The organism is Aeromonas sp. SG16, assembly GCF_024436135.1.
GTDB classification, from domain to species: Bacteria; Pseudomonadota; Gammaproteobacteria; order Enterobacterales; family Aeromonadaceae; genus Aeromonas; species Aeromonas jandaei.
The window spans coordinates 1,201,820-1,215,682 of record NZ_JANFNW010000001.1 but is presented as its reverse complement, the minus strand read 5'-3'; the positions used below and the strand labels follow the sequence as shown (position 1 = coordinate 1,215,682).

17 protein-coding genes and 1 tRNA gene are annotated in these 13,863 nt (G+C 58.8%); 5 read left to right on the top strand and 13 right to left on the bottom strand.

Annotated elements, in window-relative coordinates:
• Positions 1-164 precede the first annotated feature (164 nt).
• The 9 genes from NOM67_RS05485 to NOM67_RS05445 form a co-directional block, all read right to left on the bottom strand.
• Positions 165-252 (bottom strand) — tRNA-Ser (locus NOM67_RS05485).
• A 145-nt stretch (positions 253-397) separates the two neighbouring features.
• On the bottom strand, positions 398-1,015 hold the full coding sequence (locus tag NOM67_RS05480; protein ID WP_041207438.1) for a TPM domain-containing protein: 618 nt from the start codon (positions 1,013-1,015) through the stop codon (positions 398-400).
• A gap of 21 nt (positions 1,016-1,036) precedes the next feature.
• Entirely contained in the window at positions 1,037-1,762 is a 726-nt protein-coding gene (locus NOM67_RS05475; RefSeq protein WP_255934470.1) for a YgcG family protein, read from the bottom strand.
• Positions 1,759-2,364 carry a LemA family protein gene (locus NOM67_RS05470; RefSeq protein WP_255935148.1) on the bottom strand — a complete coding sequence of 202 codons (606 nt, stop codon included), beginning with the start codon at positions 2,362-2,364 and terminating at the stop codon, positions 1,759-1,761. The genes NOM67_RS05475 and NOM67_RS05470 overlap by 4 nt, the downstream gene beginning before the upstream one ends.
• 44 nt (positions 2,365-2,408) lie before the next feature.
• Positions 2,409-3,146, bottom strand: a complete 738-nt coding sequence (gene mepA, locus NOM67_RS05465) for a penicillin-insensitive murein endopeptidase (RefSeq protein ID WP_255934468.1) — start codon at positions 3,144-3,146, stop codon at positions 2,409-2,411.
• Positions 3,140-4,021 (bottom strand): amino acid ABC transporter permease, encoded by an 882-nt coding sequence (locus tag NOM67_RS05460; protein ID WP_255934466.1) that lies wholly within the window; start codon positions 4,019-4,021, stop codon positions 3,140-3,142. The genes mepA and NOM67_RS05460 overlap by 7 nt, the downstream gene beginning before the upstream one ends.
• The gene (locus NOM67_RS05455) at positions 4,021-4,842 is read right to left on the bottom strand and encodes a transporter substrate-binding domain-containing protein (protein ID WP_255934464.1); all 822 of its coding nucleotides are present in this window, start codon (positions 4,840-4,842) and stop codon (positions 4,021-4,023) included. The genes NOM67_RS05460 and NOM67_RS05455 overlap by 1 nt, the downstream gene beginning before the upstream one ends.
• On the bottom strand, positions 4,839-5,642 hold the full coding sequence (locus tag NOM67_RS05450; protein ID WP_255934462.1) for an amino acid ABC transporter permease: 804 nt from the start codon (positions 5,640-5,642) through the stop codon (positions 4,839-4,841). The genes NOM67_RS05455 and NOM67_RS05450 overlap by 4 nt, the downstream gene beginning before the upstream one ends.
• Positions 5,635-6,405 (bottom strand): amino acid ABC transporter ATP-binding protein, encoded by a 771-nt coding sequence (locus tag NOM67_RS05445; RefSeq protein ID WP_255934460.1) that lies wholly within the window; start codon positions 6,403-6,405, stop codon positions 5,635-5,637. The genes NOM67_RS05450 and NOM67_RS05445 overlap by 8 nt, the downstream gene beginning before the upstream one ends.
• A gap of 106 nt (positions 6,406-6,511) precedes the next feature.
• Between NOM67_RS05445 and NOM67_RS05440 the strand changes: the two genes are divergently transcribed.
• Complete coding sequence (locus NOM67_RS05440; RefSeq protein ID WP_255934458.1) at positions 6,512-7,054, top strand: hypothetical protein; 543 nt, start codon at positions 6,512-6,514, stop codon at positions 7,052-7,054.
• Positions 7,055-7,270: 216 nt separating this feature from the next.
• On the top strand, positions 7,271-7,552 hold the full coding sequence (locus NOM67_RS05435) for an RNA-binding protein (RefSeq protein WP_071910610.1): 282 nt from the start codon (positions 7,271-7,273) through the stop codon (positions 7,550-7,552).
• 71 nt (positions 7,553-7,623) lie between these two features.
• Here the strand turns inward: NOM67_RS05435 and NOM67_RS05430 are convergent, their stop codons facing one another.
• Positions 7,624-8,523 carry an aldo/keto reductase family oxidoreductase gene (locus NOM67_RS05430; protein ID WP_255934455.1) on the bottom strand — a complete coding sequence of 300 codons (900 nt, stop codon included), beginning with the start codon at positions 8,521-8,523 and terminating at the stop codon, positions 7,624-7,626.
• Between the two features lie 124 nt (positions 8,524-8,647).
• On the opposite strand from NOM67_RS05430, the gene NOM67_RS05425 reads away from it, so the two are divergent.
• The 3 genes from NOM67_RS05425 (at position 8,648) to ltaE (ending at position 10,976) form a co-directional block, all read left to right on the top strand.
• The gene (locus tag NOM67_RS05425) at positions 8,648-9,055 is read left to right on the top strand and encodes a transcriptional regulator (RefSeq protein WP_071910606.1); all 408 of its coding nucleotides are present in this window, start codon (positions 8,648-8,650) and stop codon (positions 9,053-9,055) included.
• Between the two features lie 87 nt (positions 9,056-9,142).
• On the top strand, positions 9,143-9,844 hold the full coding sequence (locus NOM67_RS05420) for an SDR family oxidoreductase (RefSeq protein ID WP_071910696.1): 702 nt from the start codon (positions 9,143-9,145) through the stop codon (positions 9,842-9,844).
• Positions 9,845-9,956: 112 nt separating this feature from the next.
• A complete protein-coding gene (gene ltaE, locus NOM67_RS05415; protein ID WP_071910604.1) occupies positions 9,957-10,976 on the top strand; it encodes a low-specificity L-threonine aldolase in 1,020 nt (339 codons plus the stop codon).
• A 95-nt stretch (positions 10,977-11,071) separates the two neighbouring features.
• Here the strand turns inward: ltaE and NOM67_RS05410 are convergent, their stop codons facing one another.
• Genes NOM67_RS05410 through NOM67_RS05400 form a run of 3 tightly spaced genes read right to left on the bottom strand, consistent with a single transcriptional unit; the run spans position 11,072 to position 13,528 of the window.
• Positions 11,072-11,503, bottom strand: a complete 432-nt coding sequence (locus NOM67_RS05410) for a PAS domain-containing protein (RefSeq protein WP_033114543.1) — start codon at positions 11,501-11,503, stop codon at positions 11,072-11,074.
• A gap of 8 nt (positions 11,504-11,511) precedes the next feature.
• Positions 11,512-12,534 (bottom strand): response regulator, encoded by a 1,023-nt coding sequence (locus NOM67_RS05405; RefSeq protein WP_071910602.1) that lies wholly within the window; start codon positions 12,532-12,534, stop codon positions 11,512-11,514.
• 55 nt (positions 12,535-12,589) lie between these two features.
• On the bottom strand, positions 12,590-13,528 hold the full coding sequence (locus NOM67_RS05400) for a LysR family transcriptional regulator (RefSeq protein WP_041207450.1): 939 nt from the start codon (positions 13,526-13,528) through the stop codon (positions 12,590-12,592).
• Between the last annotated feature and the right edge of the window lie 335 nt (positions 13,529-13,863).

Here is a 13,863-nt window from a genome sequence, read left to right as displayed (position 1 = left end):
ATATCCAATCTGCGAGCAATAAATTAGAGCTCTGGCCAAGTCTGCATGGCATGGATATCGAGGGCGCTTAAAAAGCAGGCAGTGCAGGATAAATAATAGGGAAGATGGAGCAGGCAAGCAGTAGAAAAGCAAAAAGCCGACCCTGAGGTCGGCTTTTCTAAATTTGGCGGTGAGGGAGGGATTCGAACCCTCGATACGTTGCCGTATACACACTTTCCAGGCGTGCTCCTTCAGCCACTCGGACACCTCACCAAATTTTCGTTCGCTGCGCTGTTGCGCTGGAACGGGGCGTAATTTAGGGGAAATGGCTGGGCGGGTCAACCATTTTTCCCCTTATTTTTCATAATCTTTCTAGAGTGCCTAACCCTTGAACAGAAAGCCGTTTTTTTAATCCGATTCAGGGCTTGTCGAGGATGATCAGGCTGTCCGGCAGCTCGTTCTGGTCACGAGTTGCAGGGAAGGCGTCGGTCAGAATGGCGCTGGTGCGCTCAACACACTCCAGAAAACCTTGCTCGATCTCGTTGTTGCGTACCCGCATCACGAAGTCGTTGATGATCTCCTGCCACTGGCTGTTATCGATATGCTGGGCAATGCCGTCATCCACCAGGATCTCGACATAGTGCTCGGCAGCCGAGACAAAAATGAGTACCCCCAGACGATCGCGGGTGCGGTGCAGCCCCTGCTCGACAAATTGCAGGCGAGCCATCAGGGCGGCCCTGTGCTGGCGTACCTGTTTCGGGATCAGCCGCATCTTGATAGGGGTCCAATGGAACAGCAGGCTCAGCAGCAGCCAGACCGACCACTGCACCAGCAGGATCTCGTACCAGCCGAGCCAGAAGCCGAGCTGGAATACCAGCAGCGGGGTCAGCATGGCCAACAGAGCGGCCCAGAGGGTGGGAATATAGCGATATCCATCGCTGGCCGGGGCCAGCACGGTCACCAGTTCGGCATCCGTGGCCTGTTCGGCTTGTCTGACCCTGGCCTGAAGCGTGTGATAAAACTGTTTGGAAATCATGTTGTCGTCTCTTAATCCCTGTTACCAACCACCGGAGGCTCCACCGCCTCCAAAACTGCCGCCACCGCCGCTGAAGCCACCGCCAGAGCGGTTGCCAAAGGAGCCAGCTCCAAATCCCCCTGCCATGTAGGCCGAACGACGTCGCCCGCCCGGGCCACCACCGCCGCCCCGCAGGTTATGGAGCACGATCATCGCAATTACCATCAGGATGAATAACCAGGGGCCACCGAGTTTGTCCTCCTTGCTGGCGTTGTCGGTCGGCTGATACTGGCCACCCAGCGCCTGCATGATGGCCTGACTGCCGGCAACGACCCCTGCCACCATGTCACCCCGTTTGAACGCAGGCAGGATCCGGGTCTGAATGATGTCGGCGGCAATGGCATCGGGCAGATCACCTTCCAGCCCATAGCCTACTTCGATGCGAACTTTGCGCTCGTCCTGAGCGATGAGCAGCAGGGCGCCGTTGTCCTTGCCCTTCTGCCCGATCCCCCAGTGCCGGCCCAGCTGATAGCCATACTCTTCGATGGTCTCGCCCTGCAAGCTGTCGACGGAGACCACCACCAACTGGATGCCGCTGCGCTTTTCAAAAGCGGCCAGCTGCTGGGTCAGCTGGTGGGCCTGTTTGCGGGACATCAGACTGGCTTCATCCACCACCCGCCCGCTCAGCGTCGGGAAGTCCGGCGCCGCTTGCAGGGCACTGGCCCAGAGCAGCAGACAGGGAAGCAACCAGCGCAGCATCATGTTCATTGGAAGCTCACCTTGGGCGCTTCATCCGCTCCGGATTTGGCACTGAAGCTGGGTTTTGCCTCCAGATCTGAGTAGAGCATCTTGTGCCAGATCACTCCGGGGAAGGTGCGGATCTCGGTGTTGAACTGGCGCACCGCCTCGATATAGTCACGGCGGGCTACGGCGATACGGTTCTCCGTCCCTTCCAGCTGGGCCTGCAGGGTGAGGAACTGTTGATCCGCCTTGAGCTCAGGATAACGTTCCACTACCACCATCAGACGGGAGAGGGCGCTGGTGAGCTGATTCTGCGCCGCTTCAAACTCCTTGAGCTGGGCCGGGTCGCTCACCTGCAGGCTGCCAACCCGGGCGCGGGCATCGGTGACCGCCTTCAGGGTCTCCTGTTCATGGCTGGCATAACCTTTTACGGTTGCTACCAGATTGGGGATGAGATCTGCCCGGCGCTGGTACTGGTTTTCAACCTGTCCCCACGTGGCCTTGACCTGCTCATCCAGCGTCGGGATGTTGTTCATGCCGCAGCCGGTCAGGCCCAGCAGCAGGGTCAGAGTCAGCAGGCTCTGCGTGGCTTTACGCCAGATTGATATGGCCATCTTGTCGTTCTCCATCATTAATGGCTTGCGAAACAGGGAACCACCATAACAGCTTGGGGTCAGTTGCGACAACGCGCGGGCAGCACAGGCATCTTGTTGATACTGGACACCTTGGGCAGCTGTGGTTTGTCTTTCAGCCAGGAGGCCAGCTCGGCTCCGCAGCCGTTACCGGGGGGAATAGGTGCTTGCTGCTCGCAATCAGGACTTCCCGCCGGGCAGCGCAGCCTCACGTGAAAATGGCTGAAGTGGCCAACCCAGGGGCGAAGCTTGGCAACCCAGGGTTCATCATCAGCCTGCTGGCAGACTGCCGACTTGATGACCGGATTGACAAAGATGCGGGCCACTTCGGGTTTGCTGGCCGCCAGCCGCAACAGGGTGAGTTGCTCCGGGCCGAAGCGGCCCGGCAGCATCTTGTAGCTGGGTTCGTCGATGAGCGCCCACTCCTTGGGCGCATCCTGCTCCCATCTGCTGATGGGGCGGTTGGCCATGCGAAACCAGATATCGGCATCAAGGCCGGTCTGGTGGCTGCGATGGCCGGTGGTAAAGGGGCCACCATGGGCCATCGCCAGATCGGCGATGTAGAGATCCGGCAATCCGGCCATCCGGGTCTGGTTGGCCAGTGTCTGCAGATAGTGGATGAGATCGGGATGGCCGTAGTAACGTAGCCGCTTGGTGCGGATCACCTGATAGCCAGGGCCCTCCAGCGGCAGTGCCATTCCGTTTTTGAGGCAGCCTGCGGTGTATCCGCCGATCGCTTCGGCTTGCAACACAGTAGCCAGTAACAGGGACGTCAGCATTTGCGTGCTCCTTGTCTTGCTTCGAGTCGGCTGAGCAGAATAAACAGACTCAAACATATCAACAAATAGGCAGCCGCCACCAGCAGCCAGATCTCGTAAACCAGCCCGCTCGAGTTGGCCATCTCGGTACCGACGAAGGTGAGCTCCTGCACCGAAATCAGCGAAACAATGGCCGTATCCTTCACCAGTGCGATGAGTTGGCCGGTGAGGGGAGGCAACATCAGCAACATCGCCTGCGGCAGAATCACATGGCGCAACCGCACCCAGGGGGATAACCCGAGGCTGTGGGCCGCTTCCCACTGTCCTTTGGGGATGGCGGCAAGACCGGCTCGGACGATCTCTGCAACGAAGGCTGCGCTGATCATGCCGACGCAGAGGGTACCGGAGATGAGGTTCTCCCAGCGAGCGGGCGGGCCAAACAGCACTTCCAGCCAGGTGGGAATTGAGATGTTGCCGAGCCAGCTCGAGAGACCGCTCGCAGGCAGCAGTTGGTTGGCGATAAAGAAGTAGAAGATGAAGATAAAGACCAGCGGTGGCAGATTGCGGATGAGCTGGATAAAGAGGGTGGCTGGCAGCACCAGAAACGGGCGGCGACTGAACGCCGCCACGCCCAGCGCAGTGCCGAGCAGCAGCGCCAGCACCATGCCAAGCAGCGCGATACGCAAGGTAGTAAGCAGACCGCTGAAAAAGTAGGGCATCTCGCCATGGGGGCCATGCGTAAAGAGCAGCGCGAAGGCATCGTGCCAGTGCCACTCATAGGCGACCCCGATGTGGATGCGGCTGGCCAGCCAGAGTCCCGCCAGAGCCAACAGCAGCACTATGACTCCGTCCAGCCAGCAGAATCGTTTGAGAGTTCGGCTTATCAAACGTTGCATCAGGGGTTGGCGACCTGTGATTCCCATGCCAGCGACTTGAACCAGTAGTCGTGACGGGCCTTGAGCCAGCCATCGGCCTGACGGGCGGCGATCCACTCGTTGAACTGTTCGGCCAGCGCGTCATCCCCCTTGCGCAGGGCAAACCCCTCATCGCCCTGAGCCAGCTGCTTGGCAAACGGCATGAACAGGGCATCGGGGTGGCGCAGCGTCTCCTGCTCCGGTTTTGGCGAGGAGGAGAGAGCGCCGTGGGCGCGACCGTTCAACACTTCCTGAAATACCTGAGATTCATCGTCAAACTGGCGCAGGGTTGCCTTGGGGAAGTTGGCCTTGGCCACCTGTACTGGCGATGCGCCCCGGCGTACCGCCAGGATCACCCCGCGCTGGTTGAAGTCGGCAATGGTTTTCTTCTCTTTGGCCAGCGTGTTGGAGGCGGCCAGCTGGACGCCCGAGTGGGAATAGGGGTGAGTGAAGCGCACGCTCTTCTCCCGCTCCGGGGTAATGGTGAGGCCACCGATGATGACGTCGTACTTTTTCGCCAGCAGGGAGGGGATGATGCCATCCCAGGCGGTGGGTACAAACTCCACTTGCCAGCCGAGATCGGTGGCGAGGCGCCGGGCAACATCGATCTCAAAGCCGATCAGCGCCCCTTGCTTGTCTCGCATCGCCCAGGGGGCGAAGGTGGACATGCCGACCCGCAGGGTGCCGCTCTGCTCGATCCGGGCCTGGGTAGCTGAAGGGGCCGTGTCTGCATGTGCCGGTGTCAAAAGGGTCGCCAGCAGCAGGGCGGCACCCGATAGCGCGGTTTTGATGGAAATCGTCATGATTGGCGTCCTTGTTGTTCCGGATCCAGATGCCGGGCGAGCAGCCGGGCACAACCGGAGAGGGTCAGCGTTAACAGCAAATAGAGGGCGGCTACGGTGAACCATATCTCGAAAGTCAGAAATGTATCGGCCACCAGAGTACGCCCTTCGTTGGTGAGATCGAAGATGGCGATGACGCTGACCAGTGCCGAATGTTTGATCAGCGATACCAGCTCGTTGGTGAGGGGCGGCAGCGTGATGCGCACCAGCTGTGGCAGGATCACCTTGCGCAGGGTAATGGCCCGCGACAGGCCGAGGGTACGTGCCGCCTCCCACTGGCCTTGGGGGATCGCCTTGATCCCCGCCCGCAGCACTTCGGCGGTGAAGGCGCCCTGATAGAGAGAGAGGCTCAGCACTGCGCAGGTCAGTGGCGCCAGCCCCAGCATGGGGCCGAGCAGGAAGTAGAGAATATAGAGTTGCACCAGCTGTGGTGTGGTTCGCACCAAACCCAAATAGGCGATGGCAAGCAGTGGCCCAAGGCGGGAGGGGAGCAGACGCAGACTCACCACGCAGATCCCGACCACCAGCGTACCGAGCAAACTGAGCAGCGCGACCAGCAAGGTCACCAGCAAGCCGTTTAGCAGGGGGCCGGCATAAAATGTTCCCTCATCCCATTCGCCTAAAAAAGGCAGCACGCGTGGCCACTGCCACTCATATCCCATCGCTTGCGCACCGCTATATATGCTCCAGCCGAGCAGCAGAGAGAGCACAAGAGTGCCACAGAGCCAGCCGAGCAGCCGCACGGGTTTTGCGTTAGTCATGGTAGCTGAGCACCTGCTCCAGAAAGGCTCTGGTTCGCGGCTGGGCCGGGTTGCCAAACAGCTGGGCGGGTGGGGCCGATTCGATGATCCGCCCCTCGTCCATAAAAATGACCCGATCGGCCACCTGGCGGGCAAAGCCCATCTCGTGGGTGACGCAGATCAGGGTCATGCCTTCGTCCGCCAGCTCGCGGATCACATCCAGCACTTCGCGGATCATCTCGGGATCGAGGGCGGAGGTGGGCTCGTCGAACAGCATTAACTCAGGCTGCATGCAGAGAGAGCGGGCGATGGCGACGCGTTGTTGCTGACCGCCGGAGAGCTGGTGGGGGTATTTGTCAGCCTGTGCCTGAATGCGTACCCGCTCGAGCAAGACGAGCGCCCTCTCCCGCGCTGCCTGTGGCGACAATCCCAGGGTATGCACCGGCGCCACCATCAGGTTTTCCAGCACCGTCATATGGGGAAAGAGGTTGAATTGCTGAAATACCATGCCGACCCGCCCCTTGAGGCGGCGCACATAGGCGGGGCTTACCGGTTCGCCAAAGAGGGATAGCTGGCCGCTATCGATCCCCTCCAGTCCGTTGATGGTGCGGATCAGGGTCGATTTGCCGGAGCCCGAGGGGCCGCAGATCACCCACTTATCTCCCCGCTCTATGGTGAGGTCAATCTGATTGAGGGCCTGAAAGTCGCCGTAGAATTTGTTGACGCCACAAAAGCGTACACAGGGTTGCGAGCTGAGCAAGGAGCAGGTTCCACTGAGAATCATTTACGCCATGGTATTGATTTTATAGGAGGATGACAAAGAAAAGCCCCTTGTCAGCCGCGCTAGGGCTATTCACAATGACGCCATTTCGTGATGACAGGAGCTTTTCATGCCTATTACATCCTTGCTGGCCAACAAGCAGGTACAACTGCTGATGCCGCCGGCACTCCGCTATCGCTGCGTCATTTTTCTGCTGTTGCTGGTGAGCTGGAGCGTGGTTGCGGTCTCCTTGTGGGATGGTCGGGAGGGGATGGCGCTGCTCAACTGGGTCGGTACCCTCTTTGGCGGCATCATAGCGCTGATGGTGGCCCTGCCGCGTAGCTGGCAACCGTGGCGGCTGGCAGAGCTTGGTTGGGATGAAGTTCACATCTATCTGCTCAATGGCAACAAGAACGAGGCGTTGGCGGTGCCGCGCAGCCAGCTGGTTGCTCTCGAGCAGGATCGGCGGGTAGGCCACGATGGCCAGTGGCTCGATTTCAGTCTGGATCTGCAGCTGAGCGAGCCTGAACTTGCCGCTGCCATGGCACTGCTGGATCTCAAGGCGGGTGAGCTGCATCTGGTCAGCCCCTCTGTCTATCGCTTCGGGTTTAAACGGGCCTGGCATGGCCGCCGCGCTCTGCTGCGGCAGCTGGCGGCGTTGCAGCCAGCCTGAACAGACTATTTTCTCGACAATTCCCGGTAAAGCTCGGATACTGCCAGTGACTCGAATTGATCTTGTCTGCGCTGTTCACCCAAGAGATCAATCACTTGAAAACAGTGTGGAGAGAGCCACGGCATGAAGCCATGGCAGGGCTGGCATAGGGGTTGTGCCCTTACCGTTATGCTGGTGATTGCATAGAGAAGGCACCTTGAATCGAGAGTGGATGGCATGAAGATTTACGTAGGTAATCTGTCGTACCGCATGACGGCCGACGAACTGAAAACTCTGTTCAGCCAGTTTGGACAGGTCGACAAGGTTGATATCATCATCGACCGCGATACAGGCCAGTCAAAGGGGTTTGGTTTCATTGAAATGCCGGCCAACGCTGACGCTGAAAAGGCGATTGCGGGCCTGCATGGCACTGAAGTTGGTGGGCGCACCGTAACGGTCAACCAGGCCAAACCGAAGACAGATGCCCCCCGTGGCCGCCCTCAGCAGCGCCATCGCTAAGGTGCCTCAGTAATGCCAAACGGCATGGGTTATCCCCATGCCGTTTTTGTTTCCGGTGGTTTTCGCCCGGATCAGGGGACGTCGTAACTGAGCGCAGCCTTGCGGATGCGGAACCACTGTTGACGATCAAGTTTGATGGACTCCGATGCAACGGCGGCAGCAATCCGTTCCCGCTTACCTGAACCGATGAGCGGCAGCGGCTGGCTTGGCAGCATCATGACCCAGGCATAGACCACCTGTTCGATGGTCTGGGCTCCTACTTCTGCGCGGATCCGCTCAAGCTCAGCCCGCAGCTGCTCGCAAGCGTGATCGTTGAACAGCCGGCCACCGCCCAGGCATGACCATGCCATCGGTTTGATATTGAGCTGTTGGCACTGGTCCAGAGTGCCATCGAGCGTCCCCTCCTGATGTAGCGGCGAGATCTCTAGCTGGTTGGTTACCAGCGGGAAGGGGAGGCGAGATTGCAGCAGTTCAAACTGACGCGCGGTGAAGTTGGAGACCCCGGCATGCTTGATCTTGCCAGCCTGTTTCAGGGTGATGAAGGCATCGGCTACCTCATCGGCGTTCATCAGGGGATCCGGACGGTGGATCAGCAGCAGATCCAGATAGTCGGTGCCGAGCTTGTGCAGCGAGGCGTCGGCACTGGCGATGATATGGGCCTTGCCGGTGTTGTAGTGGTTGAGAGCGTGCTGCGGTTTGGCGGTGAGGGCGATACCGCACTTGGTGACGATCTCCATCCGGTCGCGCAGGGAAGGCTCAAGACGCAGAGCGTTGCCAAAGGCCTCCTCGCACTGGTAGCCACCGTAGATGTCGGCGTGATCGACAGTGGTAACTCCCAGATCCAGATGGTATTTCATCAGATCGAGCAGGGCTGCCGGGGTGAGATGCCACTCCATCAGGCGCCAGTACCCCATGATGATGCGGGAGAAGGTGGGGCCTTGCGGATGCAGACTGACGCGGGATACAGACATGGTTGACTCCTTGAAAGGTCAGAAAGATAAATTGCGACTGCCGGCATCTTGGCCCCATGTCGCTGGCAAAGCAATAATGTGGGTTGGCACGGTTCGTACTTTAGTTCTGATTGGAGAGTGATAGATGGATGGGTTTGCCGAGCGGCTGCAGAGTCTCATCGGAGAGGGGAGTATCAGCGCCTTTGCCCGCAAGGTAGGATTGAGCGAGGCGCTGATCCGCAAATACCTGAAAGGGGCCGAGCCCGGGTTGGCGCGGGCCAACCAGATTGCGATGGGGGCCAACTGTTCGCTCGAATGGCTGGCAACCGGCTGCGGTTATCTCTATCGACAGGCTGAGGTTGTGGATAGAGAGGCGCTCGGGGCGGCGCAGCAACTGCTCCAGGAGCAGCAACCCGAGGTCGTGCTGCCGGATGAGGAGGCGCTGGTGATCCTGCTCGCCTACTACCAGTTTTTGCGCACCCATAAAAAGGGGGACGGGTTTCTCGATCTGGCGCTGGCCCGCGAGTTTGGTCGGCACATCGGAGAAGCTTAGGTGGGTTAACGAGCGGTGTTCAGGCCGGGTCACGGGCCGCGATTATTCTGATACGCTCTAAACAAATTCATGAACCAGGGAATGGCGATGAGTTATCTGATCCTCGGAAGCGGTGCGCTTGGCTCGGCGCTGGCAAGAGAGCTGATGGCAAGGGATGAGACTTTTCTGCTGGCTGGGCGCGACTATCCAAAAGGGCTTCCTGTCGGATCCTTTTTCCCGCTGCAGGAGGTTGACGTCATCTCGTTTGATGCGCTGTTTACAACCTATGATGTGGATCCGCTCCCCTCCGTCGTCATCAACACCATAGGACTGCTCCATGATGCCCGCTCCATGCCGGAGCGACGGGTGGAGGAGGTAGTGCCCAAGTGGTTGTGTGACAGCCTGCTGGCCAATGCCTGGCCGACGCTGGCTTTGGCGGCGCGTCTGAGCCGGATGATGAAGGATGATCACAAGGTCTGGCTCTGTGCTATCTCGGATCTGGCGGGCTCTATCAGTGCCAACGAGTCAGGGGGGCGCTACAGCTATCGGATGAGCAAGGCGGCGCTCGATATGGGGGTGAAGACCCTTGCACTTGAGTGGGCGGAGCGTTTTGCACAGGCGGGGGTGATTGCGGTCGCGCCCGGCTTGATGGACTCTCCGATGAATGCTCCCTTTCTGGCTGAACTGCCTGCAGACCAGCTGCAGGATCCTGCCAAGGTGGCGAGCAAGCTGCTCAACCTGATCGATGGCCTGTCTTTGTCTCAATCGGGTCAGCTACTGGATCTCAATGGTCAGCAACTCCCCTGGTAAAGGGAGTTGCATGGCTATCTGTGCCCCCGTTTACCTCACATAATCCGGCCTCTCCCCTTGCCAAACAGGGGGGCCATGGCTAACGTCACTCTCCTGTTTCAGGAGGGATCTCATGCGCTATATCGATTTACGAAGTGATACGGTTACCCAGCCGACTGATGCCATGCGTCAGGCCATGCTCCATGCCGAAGTCGGTGACGATGTTTACGGCGAAGATCCGAGCGTCAATGCGCTGGAAGCATATGGGGCCAAGTTGCTTGGCAAGCAGGCTGCTCTGTTTGTGCCATCGGGAACCATGTCCAATCTGCTGGCGGTCATGAGCCATTGCCAGCGCGGTGAAGGCGCCATTCTTGGTGCTGGCGCCCATATCTACCGGTTTGAAGCGCAGGGGAGTGCGGTGCTCGGCTCTGTGGCGCTGCAACCGCTGCCCATGCAACGTGATGGCACCCTGGCCTTCGACGACATCAAGGCTGCACTGGCGCCAGACGATGCACATTTTGTCCAGACTCGCCTTATCTGTCTTGAGAACACCCATAACGGCAAGGTGCTGCCACTCTCCTACCTGCAAGAGATGGGAGCCTTCGTTGCCAAGCATGGTCTGAAACTGCATCTCGACGGGGCCCGGCTGTTCAATGCAGCCGTTGCCAGCGATACCCCGGCGGAGGTTATTGCCGCGCCGTTTGACAGCATCTCGATTTGTCTTTCCAAGGGGCTGGGTGCGCCGGTGGGATCTCTGCTGGTCGGTGATCGTGACTTTATCGCCCGGGCGCGTCGTCTGCGCAAAATGGTAGGTGGTGGCATGCGTCAGGCGGGGATGCTGGCACAAGCAGGCCTGTTTGCCCTCGAGCAACATGTTGCGCGCCTGGCCGATGATCATCGCCGAGCTAAACGGTTGGCCGAAGGGTTGGCTGCGCTGCCGGGCATCGAGCTCGATCTCTCGCTGGTACAGAGCAACATGGTATTTCTGCGCCTTGCCAAAGGGGAGCCGGCACAGCTGCTCGCTTTTATGAAGGAGCGGGGCATTCTCTTCTCCGGTTATGGCGAGCTGCGGCTGGTGACCCATCTGCAGATCAATGACGACGATATCGAAGAGGTTATCGACGCCTTTACCGAGTATCTCGGGGCACGTTAATAGCGCTTGGTGATACAGACTCTCGTTTATAGCGAGACTTGTTTATATCGAAATAAAACAGGGCGCCACGGCGCCCTGTTTTGTTAGTCGCACGCTCAAGCCTGCCGCTGGCCGCTCATCAGCATGGCTTCATCAGTGGCATCGTAGATCATCACCGCGATGTGGGTCACCTGACCACCGAAATCGGCGAGTGGCACCAGAGTCAGATTCTGGAACATATGGGGGGCCGAGCCGGTGATGGGGCGGTAGTTGGAGAAGCGCAGCAGATAGGGTTTCTGTTCCCAGGTGCTGAAGGCGCGGTTGTTCAGCTTGAACACCATATTGGCCTTGCGCTCGAACCAGGCCCGATCCACATCGGGGAATAGGTCGAACAGCACGCCATCGCGGACTTCGCCAGCCAGCCGTCCGCTGTGGCTCTCCATAAAGCCGTTCCACACCTGAACCTTGTACTCCTTGTCGAGCACCACCAGTCCGACGTCCAGGTTCTGGACTATGTTCATCAACCAGTGAAATTCGCGGATCTCCATAGTCACTCCTAGAGCATGTGCATGATTTTGTTGTTCATGGTGGCGATGGAATCTTCGGTAAACAGCAGCAGCAGGTCACACTGTACTGCGTAATCCTGGATCCGGTAGTTGATCTCGATAGCGAGCGTGCGGCGCCAGCGACTCTTGTTGGTGTTGATGAGCTCGTTGATGGGCCTGTGCTGGCCGAGAACCACCGGATGGCCCTGACTGAAGGGGGTGTCGAGCTGGTTGGCGTAGCCGCGCAGGAAGGCACCGATCAGCACGTTGGCGGTATCCATCAGCAGCTCCAGCTCAGCAGTGCGATCCAGCATTCCCTGATGGTTCATCAGCTTGGCCAAATCTTTGAAGCTGGAGTCATGGAACAGGATCAGCGCTTCGCCGGCGATCCCCGCTCCGATAAAGCCCTGACAGACGGCGGAGAGAGTATCCGAGTCGGCTGCGGCAGAGAGGGCCATATGCAACTCTGATACTTCCAGCACGTTGACGTTGGGGATCGGCAATACCACGAAGGCGTTGAGCAGCCGGGCCAGCAGGTCCGCGGCCTGGCCCATGGAGACGTTGGCCAGCTCCTGATAGACGTCGCGGATCTCCGGAGTGATCTTGACGCCTGCATCGGCGACCACGCCACCGGTTGGCGCCGCAGCCGTTGTGGCCGTGTTGCTTGGCTCTGCGCTCCAGAAACCGTGCTGTTTGAGCAGGGCAAGCAGGGTTTCGGGGGCCGCGGGCTTCTTGATGAAATCGAGTGCACCCAGTCCCATCACCCGTTGATAGGCCTCTGGCTGGATGTCGCCTGAGACGACAATCACCTTGTTGCGCAGCCCTTCCCGCTGGAGCGTCTCCAGCACGCCATAACCATCCATTTCCGGCATGGTGAGGTCGAGAAAGATGAGGTCACCATGGCCCATCAGCACCTGCTCGATCCCTTCGAGACCATTGGCTGCATAGTGCAAGTCGACTTTCCAGTCGGCGGGGAGGGCCCGCGCCAACTGTTTGCGGGCGAACCCGGAGTCATCACAGATCAATACATTCATGGTGTTAGGCAGGCTCTGTTGGCAAGGAGTGCTATTAAGTGTGGCCCGCTAACGGTCAGATGCAATGGGTGAGGGTATCACCTTGTGAAAATTGATTGTCCCACTGTCTGTTGCGATAGCGCGCAGAATATTTTTCAACAAATTCAGCAAACATCTTAACACGCAACGGGGCGAACTGGTGCTGGCAGCAGAGCATGTAGAAGGGGCGATTGCCGGTTTGCCAGTCGGGCAGCACGGGGCGCAACTGCTCATCCTGCAAGAAGCTATGCACGTAGTGGAGCGGAGCGTTGACGATCCCGAGGTGGCGTCTGGCGGCACGTACGGCAGCCTGGGTCTGGTTAACCGCCAGCTTGGCCCCCCGTTTGATGCAGACAAGCTGCCCCTCTTTGTCGGTCAGTTGCCAGTGCTGGTGAGGCCAGCAGTAGATGAGATCGTGCTCTTCCAGCTGATTGGGGTGAGCTGGTGTCCCTTTTTTAGCCAGATAGAGTGGCGAGGCAAACAGGCCGTACTCGATGTGGCCAAGACAGCGCGCATTGGGCAGTGATTGGGGCAGCTCACCGTTGAAGAAAACCAGATCCCGGTCGTTATCGAACAGGTGCTGGTGATCGTTGGTCTGGGAGATCTCGAATTGCACCGCGGGATAGTGCAACCCGAACTCGGCCAGCATATCGATCAGGATGGTATTGGAGAGGGCGATGGGCGCCGCAATCCGGATAATGCCGGAGATGTCGGCCTCTTTGCCCCGGATCTCGCCGGTGGCCTGTTCGATTTCGCCAAGCGGGGTGCAGAGGCGCTCATAGTAGCGTAGCCCCTCGTCGGTCATTCGAAGTTTGCGGGTCGAGCGGTGTAGCAGGGAACATCCCAGATGCTCTTCAAGCTGGGATATGCGTCGACTGATGGTGCCTGTTGGCATGCCCAGTGCGGCTGCGGCGTGGGAGAAACCTCCCTCTTGCACCACCTTGACGAACAGGTAGAACTCTTCGATGTGCTTCATAAACGCTGTTCTTGGTGTAACAAGGGGGCCACCTTAAAAAGAGCATTCAGGGTTGGCAAGCGTAATTCAGCGTTTAATTGATCTGGGTTCGATTTCTATTGATACTATCTTGTTACTCACTTATAGGTAGTGTGAAGGCCGGCTGTTGGTCCGGGCAGGAGAGGTTAGTTTCGTTGGGTGCTGATTGGCGATACAAGGATGTGCTGATCTGCAAAACAGCCGTTATCTCTTGCCAGAAACTGCAACCGGTGGGTGACAGAGGGGATGATCGCTCCCTCTGGTCGGCTATTTTCCGTCGCAAGAAAATGTGAGCCAGGTCATATATTCGCAGTTTT